This is a genomic window from Rhodovibrio salinarum DSM 9154, assembly GCF_000515255.1.
GTDB lineage: Bacteria > Pseudomonadota > Alphaproteobacteria > Kiloniellales > Rhodovibrionaceae > Rhodovibrio > Rhodovibrio salinarum.
The window spans coordinates 1,175,081-1,191,936 of sequence record NZ_KI911559.1 but is presented as its reverse complement, the minus strand read 5'-3'; the positions used below and the strand labels follow the sequence as shown (position 1 = coordinate 1,191,936).

Sequence of the window (16,856 nt, the reverse complement as noted above, 5' to 3'; positions counted from 1 at the left end):
ATAACTGCGCGCTAGTTGCAGGCCGCGACCTCGTCGCTCTCAACGCCGCGGCACAGCGTCTCCTTGTCGATCCAGTCCGCATGCAGCACGATGTCCAGGTTGGCGCGGGTGACCGGGATCGGCTTCAACAAACGCGCGGTCATCTCGACCTCACGCGGGCCATTGCTCCATTGACGCGTGTCCGGAATCTCCGAAAGCGCCGTGCCCTTGGCGAGCTTGATCGCGACCTCGGCCGCTTGTCGGCCCAGTTCGCGGGCGTCCTTGAACACGCTGATCGTCTGCGTGCCGCGCGCGATCCGGTTCAGGGCCGCATGATCGGCATCCTGCCCCGAGACCGGGACGCTCCCCGCCATGCCCTGGGAGGCCAGGGCCGAGATCGCCCCGCCGGCGGTGCCGTCGTTGGACGCGACGACCGCATCGACCTCGTTATTCGTGCGGGTCAGGATCTGCTCCATGTTCTCCTGGGCAACGCTGGGGGCCCAGCCGTCGGTGTATTGCTCGCCAACGACCTTGATCTTGCCCGTCTCGATGAGCTCGCCCATCACATCCATCTGACCCTTGTGCAGAATGTCCGCGTTCGGATCCGTTTGAGCGCCCTTGATAAAGACGTAATTGCCGGTCGGCTGGACATTGAGAACCGCCAGCGCCTGCTGACGGCCAACCTCGCGGTTGTCGTAGCTGATGTAGAAGGCCTCCGGATGTTCGATCAGGCGGTCGTAGCCGACCACCGGGATGCCCTGGTTACGCGCGGACTGCACCGCCGGGATGATCGCATCAGAGTCCCAGGCCAGGATAATCAGCGCATCGGCCCCACGCGCGATCAGGTTCTCCACATCGGTCAACTGCTTGGACGACTGGCTCTGCGCGTCGGTCGAGATATAGGTGGCGCCAGCGGCCTCGATCGCCTGCTTCATCGCATTCTCATCGCGCTTCCAGCGCTCTTCCTGGAAGTTCGACCAGCTGACACCGATGGTCAGATCGTCCTGCGCCGCGACCGGTTGCGGCGCCAGGACCGTCAAAGCACCGACGAAGAGCGCCAGCAGTCCACCCGCGACCGCCATCCGAAGACGTTCGTTCATGAAGAGCCTCCCCAGCTCACAAAAAACGTGCGTTGCATTTTTTCTTGTCGACACGCCACGTGCCCCGTTTGGCGAAGCCGCCGGCAGCACGCGAGAGGTTACACGCCAATGCTACGGACCAACCTTTGCATGCGTCAATTATGAGGGCATGCCTGCCGCCCGCGGCTAAAGCCAGCCCGCATCGACCATGTAGTTCTGGGCCGAGCACATCGCGCTTTCATCGGAGGCCAGGAACAGCACCATGCGGGCAAGGTGATCCGGTTGCACATGCCCCTTGAGCACCTGGCCCTGCTCGATTTCCCGCATCGACTCGTCGGTCACCCAGAGGTCGAGTTGGCGCTGCGTCATCACCCATCCCGGCGTGACCGAATTCACGCGAATGCCGTGCCCACCGAGATCGCGGGCGAACGACCGTGTCAGGCCATGAACCGCGGACTTCGCGGTGGTGTAGCCCGGCATGCCGCCCTGCCCCAGCATCCAGGAGATCGAACCGAAGTTGATGATCGAGCCGCCACCGGCATCGATCATGCCGGGCGCAACCGCCTGGATCGCGAAGAACTGGTGGCGAATATTCACCGCCTGGCGCGCGTCCCAGTATTCCGGCGTCACCTCCCGCCAATCGTGCCGGTCGTCGTTCGCGGCATTGTTGACCAGGACCCGGATCGGGCCGAGCGTATCGGCCACCTGTTTGACGGCCTCGCGCAACGCCTCGATGTCGGTGAGGTCGCACGGGACGAAATGCACCTCGCCCCCGTCCTGCTTAAGTTCTTCCGCCAGGGCTTGGCCTTGCTCGACCGCGATATCCAGAAAGCCGACCTTGGCGCCCTGGCCGGCGAAGCGACGGACGATCGCCTCGCCGATACCGCTGGCGCCGCCGGTGACGAGCACGGGGCACCCCTGCAAGCTGGGGTAGATCGCATCGGCACTACTGGCCATCTCAGTTCCTCCGCATGATCACGGCATAGATCGTCACCGCGATGGTAATCAGCAGGCCGTAGATGACCTGGGTGTAGAAGCCTTGGATTCCCATCGCGACGACACCGGCCTCGAGCGAGCCGATGATCAGGACACCGATGAACGTGCCATACATCGACCCACGTCCGCCGAACACCGGGGTGCCGCCGATAAACACGGCGGCCAGCGCCGGCAGCAGGTAGCCATCGCCCGTGGTGGGCCAGAAGTAAGTCACCTCCGACAGCAGCAGCACACCGCCAAGCCCGGCCATGACCCCGAGCAGGGTGAAGCAGAGGATTTTCACCCGGGCGACCTTGATGCCCATCATGTGCGCGGAGTTCTGGTTGTCGCCGACGAACAGCACCTGGCTGCCGAAAACGTGGCGGCGGTAGACCATCATCATGATCACCGCAATCGCCAGGAACCAGACGAACTGCATCGGAATATCGCCCACGATCCGGCCGACAAAGATCGGGTGCATCCAGGACTCCGACAGCGTCGACAGGGGGATTCCCTTACCTTCGGCCAGGACGTTCACGAACCCACGCCAGAAGAACATCGTGCCGATCGTGGCCACGATCGACGGCACCCCGACGATCGCCACCATGACACCGTTGAGCAGGCCGCAGGCGCCGCCGGTCGCAAGCGCGACCAGGACCGCCAGCGGGTAGCTGCCGGTTGCTACGAAGGTGGACCCAAACCCCCAGGCGGCCATGCCCATGACCGAGGGGAACGACAAATCGATCTCGCCCAGTGTGATCACGAAGGTGGCCGCCAGCGCCATCACCCCCATGAACGGCAGCGTCGACATGAACGAGCGATAGATATCGAAGTTGGTATAGACCCCGGGCGCGCCGACGATGAAGATCGCGTACAGCACCACGAAGATGCCGGTGATGCTGAGTTCGATGCGGTTGCGCTTGACGAACAGGCGCAGGCGCTCGCGCCGCGCCGGTGTCATGCCGAGCACTCCGGAGCGGACACTGGCCATGGTGTTATCCGTTTGCGTGGTCATGCGACGTGAACCTGCCCGGTCTGGTGAAGCTCGACCATCAGGTCGACCAGTTGATCGCGGCTGATCTCGTCCTTGGTGAACTGCGCCGCGACCCGGCCGCGGTCGAGCACGATGAATCGATCGGCGACGCTGTAGACGTGCAGGATGTTGTGGTCGATCAACACCACCGATTTCCCAGCGTCCCGGATGCCACGGGCAAAGTTCAGGACGCGCTCGGTTTCCTTCAGGCTGAGCCCCATGGTCGGCTCGTCGAGGATGATCATCTCGGCATCGAAGTAGAGCGCGCGGGCGATCGCGATCCCCTGCTTCTCGCCGCCGGACAGGCCACTGACCTCGCCGTCGACCTCGAACGCCTGCGAGGTGAAGCCCATCCGCGAGCGCAGCAGCCGCTCGGCTTCCTTGCGCTGCTCACCGACTTTCATGAAGCCGAGTGGCCCGGTGATCTCGCGCCCGGCGAAGATGTTGCGCCAGAGCGACTGCTGGTCGGCCAGCGCACGCTCCTGATAAACGGTTTCGACGCCGAGCCGGCGCGCGTCCTGCACCGACTGCATCTCGACGCGCTCGCCCTTGATCCAGACCTCGCCGTAGCTCGGCTTGTGTACGCCGGTGATGACCTTGATCAGGGTCGACTTGCCGGCGCCGTTGTCGCCGACCAGCGCGACGATCTCGCCGGGGTAGACCTCCATGTCGATGCCCTGAAGGACGTTGACCCGCCCGAACGACTTATGCACGTCGACGAGCCGGGCCACTGGCTGAGTTTCGCTCATCGCAAAGAGTTCCGCTGTCACAGGTGAAAGACACACCGCCGGGATCGGCCCGACGTCAGACTGGACGAAGTGCCGGCCCACTTGGGGCCGGCACCCCAGAAGTCAGCGGATCGCGGCGTCGGCCAGATCGGCCACCGCGTCGACGTTCTGCGGCGTGATCAGCGCCGCACCGGTGTCGATGTTCATACCGGCGAAGCCGAACTTGGTGGTCAGGTACAGCTGGTGGATCGGTAGATAGCCTTGCAGGAAGGGCTGCTGGTCGAGGACTAGGTCGATCTTGCCATCCTGCAGCCCCTGCACCGTGGCGGCCGACAGGTCGAAGCCGGCGGCGCAGGTCTCCTCGCCCGACCTGCCGGCGGCCTTGAGATAGGACGGCAGCGTCGCGGTCAGGGCGCCATGGTCGGTCACCACGATATTGATATCGGGGTTGGACGCCAGGAAGGACGCGAAGGTCGGGATACCCTGAGCAGGGTCCTTGTTCACGCTGTCCGCGATCTCGAGATACTCGATCTCGACGCCGCCTTCCTTCAGCGCGTCGATCACGCCCTTGGTGCGCTGGCCGCGCGCCTCCTGACCCAGCAGGCCCCAGACGAAGGCCACATCGCCTTCCTCCACGTCACAGCGGTTGAGGATGCCTTTGCCCAGGTTCTCGCCGGCGGAATAGTTGTGGGCGCCGACGTAGCCGAAGCCCTTGGTCTTGTACTCGGACTCGGACTTCGGCAGCGCGACGTTCTGCGTCGTCACGACGATGCCCCGCTCGCGCGCCTTCTCGATCATGGGGCCCAGCGCGTCCTCGCCCGGGTGGCCCATCACCGCGATCCCATCGGGGTTGCGGCCGATCGCCTGGGAAAACTGCCGGACCATCTGCTCCGGGTTCCAGTCCGACCAGACGTATTCGACGTTGCATCCGGTCTGCTTCTCCGCCAGACGCGCGCCGTTATAGACGATCGACGCGAACGCCCCGCCCTGCGGGCCGCCGGGGAAGAAGACGAATTTCTTATCACATTCGTAGTTCGCATCCTGCGCCGCCGCACTGCCGGACCAACCAACGGCCAGCAGCGCACACGCCACTGCGGTTCGCAGCCACACCCTCATCACATTACCTCCCGAAAGGTCAGGTTGTCTTATTCTTGCCGCTGCTTATCGCAGCGAATTGTTATCGAACCCTACCGCGAAAAGTATGATCATTGCAACGCTTGCTCTCACAGGTTGCAGCAGGAGGCCGTCTACCCAATGCGGCGGAACACGTCATCAGCCATCGTTTCTCCGCAAATACGCTTTTGCACCCCCTCTGCCACCCAACGATCTTGCCGCCTATTTTATTACGCCGAGTTCATGTTATATGATTTTTAATAGGAGATTCAGTGATCACTATGAGCAACACCCTTCGGGTTCCAGCCAAACGCCTCAAGGGCAAGGTGGCCGAAACGATAGCGCTGCGGATTCTCCGCAAGGACTATCCTCCCAGCACGCCCATCCCCCACGAGAGCGATCTTCTGCACGAATTCGGCGTCAGCCGGACCTGTCTGCGCGAAGCGCTGCAAATGTTGAGCGCCAAGGGGCTGGTCTACTCGCGCCCGCGGGTCGGCACGGTCGTAAACGACCCGCTGCAGTGGAATTTCCTGGATGGCGATATGCTGCGCTGGCGCGAGAAGACGGTCAGCCGTGAAGTCTTCCTGCGGGACCTGTTCGCCGTGCGCCGAATGGTGGAACCGGAAACCGCCGCGCTCGCGGCCCAGAACATCGAAGCCGAGATGCTCGCGAACCTCCAGCAGGCGGTCATGAGCATGGCTCGCGGCAATGGCGAGCGAACCGATGAAACCATTCAGGCGGACGTCGACTTCCACCGCCTGCTGCTCGCCGCCAGCGGCAACCCGTTGCTCTCGGGCCTCGGCGCCACCATCGAGGAAGCGCTGCGGGCCTCGATCGCCGTCACCTCGCATCCGCAGGTCGGCAGCCGGTTCGCGCTCGACAAACACATCGAGGTGTTCGAGGCGGTCCGCCGCGGCAACGCCGCCGCGGCCCGCAAGGCGATGGTATCGCTGCTCGACATCACCGAAGAAGTGCTCGACCGCGCGAGCTACAGCCAGCCGGAAACGGCAGCGCACGCCAGCGGCTAGCCCGCCGCCGCAGCCGCTTCCTGCCAGGCCGCGACGAACCGCTGGGCGTTCGCCCGGACGGCTTCTGGCGCCATCCCCGGCTGATAGAGCGCCGAGCCCAATCCGAACCCACCCGCGCCCGCATCCACGTAATCGGCGATCCGCTCCGGCGTCACGCCGCCAACCGGCAGCAATGGCACCTGTTTCGGGAACACGGCCGTCCAGGCCTTGACTACCTTCGGCGGCATCGCCTCACCGGGGAACAGCTTTAGGGCATCGGCGCCAGCAGACACAGCGGCAAAGCCCTCGGTCGGCGTCGCCACGCCCGGCAGGCACGTCAGGTTGGCGCGCTTCGCCGCGGCGATCACGGCCGGGTCGCTGTGCGGCATGACGATTAGACGTCCGCCGGCGGCTGCGACCTGTTCCACCTCGGCCTCCGTCATCACCGTGCCGGCCCCAACCAACGCGTCGTCGCCGAACCGGTCGGCCAGGCGCTCTATCGAGCGCAACGGCTGCGGCGAGTTCAGCGGCACCTCGAGGATGCGGAACCCGGAATCGATCAGCGCCTGACCGACCTCCACCGCCTCGTCCGGTGCGATTCCGCGCAGGATCGCCACCAGCGGCAATGCCTCGAACGCCTCGTCGTACGCGATCACACGCCTCTCCTCGATCCGCTTTGCCCCAACAGTCCGGCCATCCTGGCGATGGCGATGTAGGCGCCCACGCTCGCATCCGACTCGCCAAGGCTGCAGGCGATGCTAAGGGTGTCGGCGGCGGTGCGATAGCGTTCCACCAACCCACTATCCCCGACGATGGTCACCGGTTCGCTGCCATCGCCTGCGGCGTCGGCCAATTCGGCGCCGATCAACAGGCCGCTTAGATAGTCCGGCAATTCGCCCGCCGCCAGGCGATCGAACAGACCGGCGGTGCGCACCCCGAACAAACGCCCCAGCAGCGCGCCCGGCGTCCCGTCGGCGGCGCCGTCGGCGACCCCACGTCGGAAAGACGACTCGCACCAACCGCCTTCGTCCATCAACCGGCCAAGGATCGTGTGGTTGCGGCAAGCGGCGTAAATCTCACCGGTCATGTAGGTGCGGATCTCAACGATCCGGCGGTCTCGAACGCGAACCCACTTGGAATGGGTGCCCGGCAGCAGGAAGTGGCCGGTCTCGGCCTCTGCCAGGGCACCGAACACCTGCACTTCCTCCCCGCGCATGACATCGTCGCGACCGTCTCGATGGTCGGCGAGTCCCGGAACCACGCGAACGTCCAACCGTGGATGATCTAGTGGCACCAGCGCATCGGCCAACTGCTGCAAAGAGCACGGGCAGGTAAGATACGGGGTCTCGTGCCAGCCCTGGCGGCTGCCGATCATGCCGGAGAGCAGCACCGGCACGGCCCCATCCGCCGTCCAGTCCTCGACATGGCGCGTCAGCGCGGCGGCGAACGCGCCATCGACGGACAGAATGCCGTCGCCGCTGCGGCGCGTCTCGATGACATCGCCGCTGGCGGTCAGGCGATACGCCCGAAGCGCGGTCGTCCCCCAGTCGACGGCGATCAACGCCGTGGTCGACGCCGCGCTCACGGGAGCGTCCTCACGTGCCGGGTCGTCTCCTCGGCACTGCATTGCCTGCGCCGCACCTTTGCCTCCCCAGGCTCTGTCTCTGCTGTTCTACCTCTGAAATCCGCACGCAGCGGATCACCCGCGCAACTCTCTCAAGACTTCTACGCATATTAATATGATTCATCAATAAGATGGCTAATCGCCGCGGTGTCCGGACGATCGCTGGAAACCTCTGCTGACCGACATCGCCATCGACCAATCGAACGAGCTGCCGGTGATGGACAAAGCACAAATCTCTGGTCCAATAGTCGTATAAAATCTGAACCGAACAGCACACCACGACCGAAACTCTGTCGGGTCTGCGGGGGGCGACGATGGCGCAAGTACGCAGCGTTGCGGACGTGCACAATACCTTGGGTGAAGGCCCGGTATGGGATGTCCGGGAGCAGGCGCTTTATTGGGTCGATATCAAGGCGCAGTTGCTGCAGCGACTGATACCGCAAACCGGCGCGGTACAACGCTGGCAGCTGCCCGAACAGATCGGCTGCGCGGCCCTACGGGAGACGGGCGGGGCCATCCTGGCGCTGCAGTCCGGCTTCGCCTTGTTCGATTTCACCGACGCCACCCTGAATTGGATCGCCCACCCCGAACCCGACCGCCCGGACAATCGTATGAACGACGGCAAGTGTGACCGACAGGGCCGCTTCTGGGCCGGCACGATGGACGATGCGGAAAGGCAAAGCAGCGGCGCGCTGTACCGCATCGATCCAGACCTGAGCGTCCACTCCATGGAAACCGGCATCGGCATTCCCAACGCCCTCGCTTGGTCACCGGACAGTTGTACGATGTACTTCGCCGACACGGCGGCGCGGACGATCTACGCCTATGACCACGCCCCCGCCACCGGTGCGATCGTCAACCGTCGCGTCTTCACCTCCCCGCCGGACCAAGCCGGCAATCCAGACGGGGCCACGGTCGACGCGGAGGGGTGCCTTTGGTGCGCGCAATGGGATGGCTGGCGCGTGCTTCGCTACACCCCGGACGGCACGGTCGAGCGTGCGCTGGACCTGCCGGTGCAGCGTCCCACGTCGTGCGCCTTCGGCGGCCCGGACCTGAAAACCCTGTTCATCACCACCGCGTCGGTCGGGCTTGCTCCGGACGCGCTGGCAGAGCAGCCCCTGGCCGGCAATCTGCTGGCCGTCGACCTCGACGTGGCGGGCCTGCCGGAACGACGGTTCGCCGGCTAGCTTGCCCCTTATCGGTCATACTAATCGCCCGACTCTCAGCGGAATATCAGGCTGAGACCGTCTGAAACACCCTATACTGGCTGGTGAAAGCAGCGCCGCCCTACTCCGCGTAGATTGTATAATCATACTTTTCCTGCTAGCCTCCCCGACCATCCGTCAAGAAAGCGCCAGGAAAGGCGCGCGCACGGGAGGTAAACGCAATGCGCATCCGACATCACTTCAGTTTTGGCCCACTCATGCTGGCCTGCGGTCTGGCCATGGCCGTTGTATCGGGCGCCCAGGCGGCCGCGCTGGGCGTTAATAAGGAGACGTTCGGAACGCTGTCCGACGGCACCGAGGTCGATATCTACACGTTGACCAACGCCAACCGGATGGAAGTGACCATCCTGACCTATGGCAGCATCGTGCAGTCGATCCGGGTGCCTGACCGAAACGGCGAGATCGACGACGTCTCGCTCGGCTTCGACGATCTGGAAAGCTACGTCGAGCGAAACCCGTACTTCGGCGCGCTGATCGGCCGGTTCGGTAACCGGATCGCCGGCGGCACCTTCACCCTGGACGGGGAAAGCTACGAACTGCCGGTCAACAATGGCCCGAACAGCCTACACGGCGGCACCAAGGGCTTCGACAAGCGCGTCTGGGCCGCCTCCCCGATCCGCACGGGCGACCACGTCGGGGTCGAGCTGACCTATTTCTCCCCGAACGGCGAGATGGGCTACCCCGGCAACCTCGCCGTTACGGTCCGCTATACGCTGAACAACGACAATGACCTGCGCATCCACTACTCTGCCGTCACCGATGCGCCGACGGTCCTGAACCTGACCAACCACGTGTACCTCAACATGGCCGGAGCCGGGAACGGGACGATCCTGGACCAGGTGGCGATGCTGAACGCCGATCGGATCACACCGGTCGACGATACGCTGATCCCGACGGGCGACTACCTGGAAGTTGAGGGCACGCCGCTCGACTTCACCACCCCGACGCCGATCGGCCAGAACATCCGGGCCGACCATCAGCAGCTCAAATACGCCGAACCCGAGCAGGGCGGCTACGATCACAACTACGTGCTGAACAACCCCGGCGACCTCAGCGCGCTCGCCGCCCGGGTCACCGACCCGCAGAGTGGCCGCACAGTGGAGATGTACACCACCGAGCCCGGCGTGCAGTTCTACACCAGCAACTTCCTGGACGACGTCCAGGGGCAGGACGGCGAAACCTACCCGCACTGGGGCGGTTTCACCCTGGAAGCGCAGCACTTCCCGGACTCGCCGAACCAGCCGGACTTCCCCAGCACCGTCCTCCGGCCGGGCGAGAAATACACCCAGACGACGATCTATAAGTTCCTGCCGATGTAGCCCCTGTTGTCTGCACGGCAGCTTTGCCGCCGTCTGTCGATAGACCGCCCCGCCCTTTTCCGAACTTTCAGACGTTGGCCGGAAGGGCGGGGCGGCTCATGCGCTGCGCGGGACCGGCGCACCGACCCGCACCGGAGCCTAATAGCCGAAGGCCATCGTCGGATCGTCCGACGTCTCGGTCCACACGCTGCGCGCGCGCGTGTATTCCATCAACGCCTCCCGGCCCGAAGAGCGGCCATACCCGCTCTCCTTGAAGCCGCCGAACGGGCTCATCACGCCGATCGTCTTGTAGCCGTTGATCCAAACCGTGCCGGCCTCGATCTGGCCGGCGATCCTGTGAGCCCGCTCGACCCGACCGGTCCAGACGGCCCCAGCCAAGCCGAAACGGGTCTGGTTAGCCAGACGCACGGCTTCCTGCTCGTCCTCGAACGGCATAGCGACGACCACCGGCCCGAAGATCTCGTCCTGGGCGATCTCCCAGTCGTTCCGGACATCGGCGATCACGGTCGGCTGCACGAAATACCCCGGCGATTCCGCTTGTCCGCCGCACACCACCCGGGCACCGGCTTGGCGCGCGCGATCGATGTAGTCGAGCACCCGGCGCTGCTGCGCGGCCCCATTGAGCGGACCGACCTGCGTCTCCGGGGTCTCCGGCGGGCCCATGCGCAAGCCGCCCGCTTTGTCTGCAAGCCGCGCGAGCACGTCCTCGTAGACGCTTTTCTGGATCAGCAGGCGCGAGCCGGCCACACAGCTCTGCCCGGCTGCAGCGTAAATCCCGGCTGCAGCGCCGCCAGCCGCCTTCGCAAGGTCGGCATCCTCGAAGACGACGTTGGCGGACTTTCCGCCAAGCTCCAGGATGCACGGGATCAGACGGTCAGCGGCCGCGCGCGCGATCACCCGGCCGGTCTCCGGCGAGCCGACGAACACGGCAAGCTGCACCTCGGGCGCCGCGAACATCGCGGCACCGGTTGTGCCGCCCAGACCGGCCAGCACGTTCACGGCCCCTTCCGGCACACCGGCCTTCTGGAGGAGGCAGCCGAGCGCGACCGTGGACAGCGGCGTCAGCTCGCTCGGCTTGATCACGACGGTGTTGCCCGCGGCCAGCGCCGGAGCGATCTGCCAGCCGCCGGTGAAAACCGGCGCGTTCCAGGGCGTGACCTGCGCCACGACGCCGTGCGGCACCCGCTGGGTATAGTTGAGATGGCTGGTCGGGACCGGGATTACCTCGCCGTAGAGCTTGTCGCACCAGCCGGCATAGTACTCGAACATCTCCGCGACCTTGGTCGCCTCGACACGCGTATCGCGGATCGGCTTGCCAGCGCTGAGCGCTTCCAGTTCGGCGAGCTCCTCGATGCAGGCGCGCACCTGCTGGGCGGCCTGCCACATCACACGGCCCCGCTGCACCGCACTGATGTCCCGATACCAGCTGTGCCGCGCGCGCTCGGCCGCCTGCGCCGCGTCGCGGGCAAGCTGCGCCCCGGCATCTGGATAGTGCAGAAGCTGGTCCCCGCTCGCCGGGTCCAGGATCGTCACCGCGTCGCCTTCGCCCCGGCGCACCTGCCCGGCAATCAGGCTGCCGTACGGGACGTCGCCACACAGCTGTTCCCAGACCTGGCCGATGCGTTCGGCGCGCGCGCGCGCATTCATCGCGTGATCAAGCATCATTCCCTCAAAGATACCGAGGCTACGTTGGTGAAATCGCTCTGGCCGCCCAGGCGTTCGGTTTCCTGGTCCCAGCGGTCAATCAGGCCCGAGAGCATTGCGTCGTCCCTGAACTCGGCAAGCAGGTCGCGCGCCAGGCCCAGATCCTTCTGCATCAGGCTCATCGTGAAGCCCGAATTGAAGGCGTTGTTGAGCACCCACTTCGGCATGAACGCTTCGGTGACCGCACTCCGGCCCGACCCGGCGTTCACCGCTTCCAGCAAACGTTCGGGGTCGACGCCAGCCGCCGCGGCCAGACGCACGCCGGCCCCGTCGACCATCAAATGAGCCGCACACAGCAGGTTGTTGGCGATCTTGGCGACGTGCCCGGCGCCGCTGTCGCCGACATGGACGATCCGGGCCGCCATCGCGCCCAGGACCGGCCAAGCCGTCTCCAAGGCATCCACCGTGCCGCCGACGGCGATCGCCAGCGTGCCGGCCTCCGCGCCCGCCGGGCCGCCGCTGACCGGCGCATCGAGGAAGGCGATGCCCCGGCTGTTGGCGACCTCCGCCAAGCCCCGGGTCGACCGCGGGTCGCTCGACGAGCAGTCGATCACGCACGCCCCCGGTTCGAGACTTCGCAGCAATCCCGTGTCTTGGATCAGAATCTGTTCTACCTCTCGCGAGCTGGGCAGTGAGATCAGATACCAGTCGGCACGTCCGGCCAGGGCCGCGGCGCTCTCCACGACCTCGGCACGCGCCTGCAACGCCTCGCGGGCCTGCGGCTGAACGTCGTACCCGACAACCTCGAAGCCCTGCTCGATCAGGCGCCCGGCCATTGCCGCTCCCATGCGCCCGAGTCCGATGACCGCTACGGTTCCGCGCGTCACCAGCACCTCCTTTTCGTGAACGGGATCACGGCCGCGCCGTCTGCCGGCGGCGCGGCCGTCTCAAGTCATGCGCCCTGCAATGACAGGACAAGATCTGCGATCAGGGCGGAGCCCAGGTAGGTGCCGGCGAGCACAAACACCGCGACCAGGGCAATGCGCCAGCCCGAGGTCTTGGCGATCTCGATCTCTTCCCGGGCAATCGCCAGGCCCGCATAGGCCAGGCACGGCGTGGCCAGGATCAGGAAGTTGACATTCCCCGTCTGCGCGACGATCCACTCCTGACCCGGCACCCCCGGCAGGGTGATGACGATCCCGACGATCGAGATCCAGGCCACGCTCGGCAGGTAGAACGGCACCCACTTCGCGAGCGCCAGCCCGGCCATCACGATGGCGTAAAGAATCGCGATGCCGATCAGGCCGCCGACGATTGGGTTACCGGGACCAACGGTGTTGCCGACCAGGCATAGCGCGCTCACCACGAACAGGACGGCGGCGTGATCCGCAAGGTCGATGTGCGGACGTGTGACAGCACTCATGGGATTAGCCCTCCTGCTTGCGGTTGGCGGGCTTGTCGGCACTGTCCCGCTGCGCCGCGCCCTCATCCTCGGCACCACGCAGGACCTTGTAGGCCCAGTTGACCAGCGGCAGCGCGACGAACAGGCCGATGTACAGGCCGGTGGCATAGGTCAGGAGGTTACTCGCCCCGGCGAGCGCGAGGATCTCTTCCTCCATGCTCGGCATCGCGCTTGTCAGCGCACCGCTGCAGGCGGCCATCATCGAGCCGCTGCCGACCCCGCACGCCATCGCGAGGGCGCGAATGTCGAGCAGACCGGTCGTGGCCAGGATCGAGGCCATCACGGCGAAGATGAACGTACCGGCCAGCGTGCCGACGACGTAGACGCCGAGAACGCCCGCCCCTTCCTTGCTTTTGAGGGTGAACTTGTCGGCGATGATCGCGATGTTGGGCTCGCGCGCGATCGAGAAGGTGGCGCCGATCGCCTCGCGCCCCATCCGCAGCACCAGCACCGCGATCGGGAAAGCAAGGATGATGGTGCCAAGGTTGCCAATCTCCTGGGCCAGCAGTGCCGGACCGGCCGAGATGATCTTGTCGATGGCCGGGCCAATCGTGGTGCCGAACTTGGCGATGAACGGCATGATCGCGATCACGATCAGCGGGGTTGCAGCCTTCACTTCATCGGAGCCGATGAACTTCCGGCCAAGCGCGGTGATGTTGGGATTGGCCAGCAATCCGAGCACGAAGCTGTAGAGCAGCGGCAGCAACAGAATCGCGCCGATCCCGATTGGGATCTTCACGATCCCCACTAGCTCCGCCGCAATCGTGAACGCGAGCACGAGAACGTGCAGGCGCCATAAAGATGCGACTCTCCGGACGGCTTCCATATCGCCTCCCTGTTATAAGTATTCCGGATGTACGCAGCGAACCGGCAGGCCATCTGCCTTAACCGGCGACGCGGGCTGCCACGCTAGTGCGCCGTAATGTCGCGCCTGAAGATCAATCTGGAGACCAGGGCGTTCGCGTTTCAGCAACACTCAACTGAAACCGAACGACCGCACTGCGGGATCGAGATGTTGAATCAGGGCTCGAACTGGCGGCGTCGGGCGCCTTCCGTGCCGCAGCATAAGAGAGCTTTTCCCCTCGTTCAGCAGATCACTCATCAAGGCAACCGCTTTGACGGCACCGTCCGACAGCTCGGGCTCGGCAGCGAATTTGGGCAACACCCCGATCCCACTGCCGGCCGCGATGTACCGGCGCAACGCGGCAATCGAGTTGCACTCCAGCCGGACGGTCGCGGACACGCTGTCGACGCTGCAGGCCATGTCGAACAGACGCCGGACCCCATGGCGTCCATCGAGCAGCGTCAAGGGATACGGCTCCAGATCGTGCAGCGACAGGCGCGTCCAGCGCGCGAGCTCGTGGCCGACCGGCAGGATCGCGCACAACGGCGCAGGCGCATGCGCGAGCACGTCGATGGCCTTGTTGGACGGCGCATTATAGGCGAGGCCGACATCGACACGGCTTTCCTCCACGGCCTGCATCACCTCGGCCGTACTGCCGGTTTCCAGCGACACCTGAACGCCTGGATGCTGGGCGTGAAAGGGCGTGAGCACCTGCGCGACGACCCCGGCCAGATAGCCCTCCCCAACCGCGACCGACACACGTCCGCCTTCACCGCCGCGCAACAGATCGATTTCCGTGGCGAGCAGATCGCTCAGGTGGCGACGTTCCCGGGCGTAACGGACCAGCGCCTCCGCGATCGGTGTCGGGCGCAGCCCGGTGGAAAAGCGCTCGAACAGTCGGGCGCCGAGTTCCGCCTCCAGGGCAGAAAGGCGCCGACTGATCGCGGACGCCGCCACGTTCACCTCGTCCGCCGCCGCCCGGATCGATCCGCCGTCATAGATCGCAAGAACGCACTCCAGCGTGCGATCGTCGATGCTGCGCAACGCCATCGCATCCCCAATGTGTAAGGCCCGATCGTCCGAGGTGAATGGGCTTTAGCCACCTTTTCGCGCGCAGCGCAATGCCTGCTTAAAGGGTGCAGACGCTGTAAAGAAGGGCTTGATGCACGCCACGACGGGATAGGGCCGTTGCCCTATCCCGTCGCCAGCAGCCGCTCGGCCTCGGCTAGGTCGTCGGGGTGGTTGGCGTTGAAGAAGGGATCGCGCGGACCGTCGGCGCGTGTTTCCAGCGGAAAATCGACGGTCACCAGCTTGTGCCGGGCGGTCCAGACGTCGACCTTTCGGATATCTTCGTCGATCATCGCTTGGCGCAGATCGTGGCGCAGATCGACGCGCCACAGGCCGAACACAGGGTGACTGCGCCCGTTACTGGCCGCACAGGCAAGGTCGGCGTCCGCGTCCGATACCGCCTGGCGCAGCCGGGCCACCAGCTCGCGCGGCAGGAAGGGCGCGTCGCAGGCGAAGGTCGCGATCCAGGTAACCTCCGGAGCATGCCGGGCCGCCCACTCCATGCCGGTGAGCACGCCCGCCAGCGGGCCGGCGAAGCCGTCGACCACGTCCGGGGCGACTGGCAGGCGCACCTCCGCGAAACGGTGCGGATCGCCATTGGCGTTCAGGATCAGCCGCTCGACCTGCGGGGCGGCGCGGTCGATCACGTGCTGCAGGATCGTACGGTCGCCCAGCTTGCGCAGCGTCTTGTCGCCACCGCCCATCCGGCGTGACTGACCGCCCGCCAGCAGCACGCCGCAGGCGGCAGGGGCGTGCGGATTGTCCGGCGCTCCCCTGATCGCCTCAGCCATCGTCGCGGCTCCCCTTGCGCTGGTGCTTGGGATCCTCCTCGGCCAGCTTGTGCGGATCGACGTCGTAGACGATCCGCTCCGCCCCCGACAGCGCCATGAAGCGCTTGCCCTTGGCCCGGCCGATCAGGGTCAGACCGGCCTGCCGGGCGAGATCGACGCCCCAGGCGGTGAAGCCGGAGCGCGAGGCCAGGATCGGGATGCCCATCTGCACCGTCTTGATCACCATCTCGCTCGTCAGCCGCCCAGTCGTATAAAAGATTTTATCGGCCGGAGAGATGTCGTTCAGGAACATGTAGCCGGCGATCTTATCCACCGCGTTGTGCCGGCCGACATCCTCCATATAGAGCAACGGACGATCCTCCTGGCACAGCACGCAGCCGTGGATCGCACCGGCCTCCAGGTACAGGCTGGGCGTGGCGTTGATCGTGCGTGTCAGGCTGTACAGCCAGGAAGTCTTGATCCGGGCGTCGCCCGGCAGCGCGATCTCGTCGAACTTCTCCATCAGGTCGCCGAACGAGGTGCCCTGCGCGCAGCCCGAGGTCTTGGTCTTCTTCTTCAGCTTCTCCTCGTAGTCGGTCTCGCGCTCGGTGCGCACCACCACGACCTCCAGCTCGTCGTCGTGGTCGATGCCGGTGACAACGTCGTCCGCGCGCAGCATGTTCTGGTTCAGCAGGAACCCGACCGCGAGGTATTCTGGATAGTCCGCCACCGTCATGGCGGTGACGATCTCCTGGTTGTTCAGGTAGATCGTCAGCGGTCGCTCGATCACCACGCGGGTCGCCACCGGCTGGCCGTCCTGATCGACGCCCTCGACCTCCTGGGTCAGGCGCGGGTCGCTCGGGTCCGGGCGCACCAGGAACTGCTCCAGGGCACGCGCGTCCGCGGCCTTGGGCCGGGCGCGCGGGGCGGTTTTCGGGGCGTCCGTCGTGTCGTCGCTCATGCCGGTTCCCTTGGATGGGCAAGA

At 65.4% G+C, this 16,856-nt stretch carries 17 protein-coding genes; 3 read left to right on the top strand and 14 right to left on the bottom strand.

What is annotated here, in order from left to right; all coding sequences use genetic code 11:
* Window positions 1–11: 11 nt before the first annotated feature.
* The 5 genes from xylF to RHOSA_RS0105560 form a co-directional block, all read right to left on the bottom strand.
* Window positions 12–1,079 carry a D-xylose ABC transporter substrate-binding protein gene (gene xylF / locus RHOSA_RS0105580; protein ID WP_081728503.1) on the bottom strand — a complete coding sequence of 356 codons (1,068 nt, stop codon included), beginning with the start codon at window positions 1,077–1,079 and terminating at the stop codon, window positions 12–14.
* A gap of 165 nt (window positions 1,080–1,244) precedes the next feature.
* Window positions 1,245–2,015 (bottom strand): SDR family NAD(P)-dependent oxidoreductase, encoded by a 771-nt coding sequence (locus tag RHOSA_RS0105575; RefSeq protein WP_027287896.1) that lies wholly within the window; start codon window positions 2,013–2,015, stop codon window positions 1,245–1,247.
* Between the two features lies 1 nt (window position 2,016).
* Entirely contained in the window at window positions 2,017–3,048 is a 1,032-nt protein-coding gene (locus RHOSA_RS0105570) for an ABC transporter permease (protein WP_081728502.1), read from the bottom strand.
* Entirely contained in the window at window positions 3,045–3,815 is a 771-nt protein-coding gene (locus tag RHOSA_RS0105565) for an ATP-binding cassette domain-containing protein (RefSeq protein WP_027287894.1), read from the bottom strand. The genes RHOSA_RS0105570 and RHOSA_RS0105565 overlap by 4 nt, the downstream gene beginning before the upstream one ends.
* Window positions 3,816–3,917: 102 nt before the next feature.
* Complete coding sequence (locus RHOSA_RS0105560; RefSeq protein WP_027287893.1) at window positions 3,918–4,910, bottom strand: sugar ABC transporter substrate-binding protein; 993 nt, start codon at window positions 4,908–4,910, stop codon at window positions 3,918–3,920.
* Window positions 4,911–5,188: 278 nt separating this feature from the next.
* On the opposite strand from RHOSA_RS0105560, the gene RHOSA_RS20720 reads away from it, so the two are divergent.
* Window positions 5,189–5,935: a FadR/GntR family transcriptional regulator gene (locus RHOSA_RS20720; RefSeq protein WP_051431842.1), complete on the top strand. Its 747-nt coding sequence runs from the start codon at window positions 5,189–5,191 to the stop codon at window positions 5,933–5,935.
* Here the strand turns inward: RHOSA_RS20720 and RHOSA_RS0105550 are convergent.
* On the bottom strand, window positions 5,932–6,570 hold the full coding sequence (locus tag RHOSA_RS0105550; RefSeq protein ID WP_322786832.1) for a 2-dehydro-3-deoxy-6-phosphogalactonate aldolase: 639 nt from the start codon (window positions 6,568–6,570) through the stop codon (window positions 5,932–5,934). The genes RHOSA_RS20720 and RHOSA_RS0105550 overlap by 4 nt on opposite strands.
* Window positions 6,567–7,499, bottom strand: coding sequence for a 2-dehydro-3-deoxygalactonokinase (locus RHOSA_RS20715; protein ID WP_051431841.1), 933 nt, complete (start codon window positions 7,497–7,499; stop codon window positions 6,567–6,569). Before RHOSA_RS20715 ends, RHOSA_RS0105550 begins: the two co-directional genes overlap by 4 nt.
* 353 nt (window positions 7,500–7,852) lie before the next feature.
* Between RHOSA_RS20715 and RHOSA_RS0105540 the strand changes: the two genes are divergently transcribed.
* Window positions 7,853–8,725 (top strand): SMP-30/gluconolactonase/LRE family protein, encoded by an 873-nt coding sequence (locus RHOSA_RS0105540; RefSeq protein ID WP_027287891.1) that lies wholly within the window; start codon window positions 7,853–7,855, stop codon window positions 8,723–8,725.
* A 200-nt stretch (window positions 8,726–8,925) separates the two neighbouring features.
* Window positions 8,926–10,083 (top strand): aldose epimerase family protein, encoded by a 1,158-nt coding sequence (locus RHOSA_RS0105535; RefSeq protein ID WP_200372005.1) that lies wholly within the window; start codon window positions 8,926–8,928, stop codon window positions 10,081–10,083.
* Window positions 10,084–10,221: 138 nt separating this feature from the next.
* On the opposite strand, the gene RHOSA_RS0105530 is transcribed toward RHOSA_RS0105535, so the two are convergent.
* The 7 genes from RHOSA_RS0105530 to RHOSA_RS0105500 all read right to left on the bottom strand — a co-directional run bounded on the left by RHOSA_RS0105530 (window position 10,222) and on the right by RHOSA_RS0105500 (window position 16,832).
* Complete coding sequence (locus tag RHOSA_RS0105530) at window positions 10,222–11,748, bottom strand: aldehyde dehydrogenase family protein (RefSeq protein WP_037255751.1); 1,527 nt, start codon at window positions 11,746–11,748, stop codon at window positions 10,222–10,224.
* Window positions 11,745–12,614, bottom strand: a complete 870-nt coding sequence (locus RHOSA_RS0105525) for an NAD(P)-dependent oxidoreductase (protein WP_027287888.1) — start codon at window positions 12,612–12,614, stop codon at window positions 11,745–11,747. Before RHOSA_RS0105525 ends, RHOSA_RS0105530 begins: the two co-directional genes overlap by 4 nt.
* Window positions 12,615–12,679: 65 nt before the next feature.
* Window positions 12,680–13,150, bottom strand: coding sequence for a hypothetical protein (locus tag RHOSA_RS0105520; RefSeq protein WP_027287887.1), 471 nt, complete (start codon window positions 13,148–13,150; stop codon window positions 12,680–12,682).
* A gap of 4 nt (window positions 13,151–13,154) precedes the next feature.
* Complete coding sequence (locus RHOSA_RS20710) at window positions 13,155–14,015, bottom strand: DUF3100 domain-containing protein (protein WP_051431839.1); 861 nt, start codon at window positions 14,013–14,015, stop codon at window positions 13,155–13,157.
* Window positions 14,016–14,165: 150 nt separating this feature from the next.
* Entirely contained in the window at window positions 14,166–15,083 is a 918-nt protein-coding gene (locus tag RHOSA_RS0105510) for a LysR family transcriptional regulator (RefSeq protein ID WP_027287886.1), read from the bottom strand.
* A 143-nt stretch (window positions 15,084–15,226) separates the two neighbouring features.
* Window positions 15,227–15,892 (bottom strand): molybdenum cofactor guanylyltransferase MobA, encoded by a 666-nt coding sequence (mobA, locus tag RHOSA_RS0105505; RefSeq protein WP_051431838.1) that lies wholly within the window; start codon window positions 15,890–15,892, stop codon window positions 15,227–15,229.
* Entirely contained in the window at window positions 15,885–16,832 is a 948-nt protein-coding gene (locus tag RHOSA_RS0105500) for a formate dehydrogenase accessory sulfurtransferase FdhD (protein WP_081728499.1), read from the bottom strand. Before RHOSA_RS0105500 ends, mobA begins: the two co-directional genes overlap by 8 nt.
* Window positions 16,833–16,856: the final 24 nt, after the last annotated feature.

Bases quoted from the DNA above. Each gene is read 5' to 3' on its own strand.
- xylF (WP_081728503.1), bottom strand. From the start codon at position 1,079: ATGAACGAACGTCTTCGGATGGCGGTCGCGGGTGGACTGCTGGCGCTC.
- RHOSA_RS0105575 (WP_027287896.1), bottom strand. From the start codon at position 2,015: ATGGCCAGTAGTGCCGATGCGATCTACCCCAGCTTGCAGGGGTGCCCC.
- RHOSA_RS0105570 (WP_081728502.1), bottom strand. From the start codon at position 3,048: ATGACCACGCAAACGGATAACACCATGGCCAGTGTCCGCTCCGGAGTG.
- RHOSA_RS0105565 (WP_027287894.1), bottom strand. From the start codon at position 3,815: ATGAGCGAAACTCAGCCAGTGGCCCGGCTCGTCGACGTGCATAAGTCG.
- RHOSA_RS0105560 (WP_027287893.1), bottom strand. From the start codon at position 4,910: ATGAGGGTGTGGCTGCGAACCGCAGTGGCGTGTGCGCTGCTGGCCGTT.
- RHOSA_RS20720 (WP_051431842.1), top strand. From the start codon at position 5,189: ATGAGCAACACCCTTCGGGTTCCAGCCAAACGCCTCAAGGGCAAGGTG.
- RHOSA_RS0105540 (WP_027287891.1), top strand. From the start codon at position 7,853: ATGGCGCAAGTACGCAGCGTTGCGGACGTGCACAATACCTTGGGTGAA.
- RHOSA_RS0105535 (WP_200372005.1), top strand. From the start codon at position 8,926: ATGCGCATCCGACATCACTTCAGTTTTGGCCCACTCATGCTGGCCTGC.
- RHOSA_RS0105530 (WP_037255751.1), bottom strand. From the start codon at position 11,748: ATGATGCTTGATCACGCGATGAATGCGCGCGCGCGCGCCGAACGCATC.
- RHOSA_RS0105520 (WP_027287887.1), bottom strand. From the start codon at position 13,150: ATGAGTGCTGTCACACGTCCGCACATCGACCTTGCGGATCACGCCGCC.
- RHOSA_RS20710 (WP_051431839.1), bottom strand. From the start codon at position 14,015: ATGGAAGCCGTCCGGAGAGTCGCATCTTTATGGCGCCTGCACGTTCTC.
- RHOSA_RS0105510 (WP_027287886.1), bottom strand. From the start codon at position 15,083: ATGGCGTTGCGCAGCATCGACGATCGCACGCTGGAGTGCGTTCTTGCG.
- mobA (WP_051431838.1), bottom strand. From the start codon at position 15,892: ATGGCTGAGGCGATCAGGGGAGCGCCGGACAATCCGCACGCCCCTGCC.
- RHOSA_RS0105500 (WP_081728499.1), bottom strand. From the start codon at position 16,832: ATGAGCGACGACACGACGGACGCCCCGAAAACCGCCCCGCGCGCCCGG.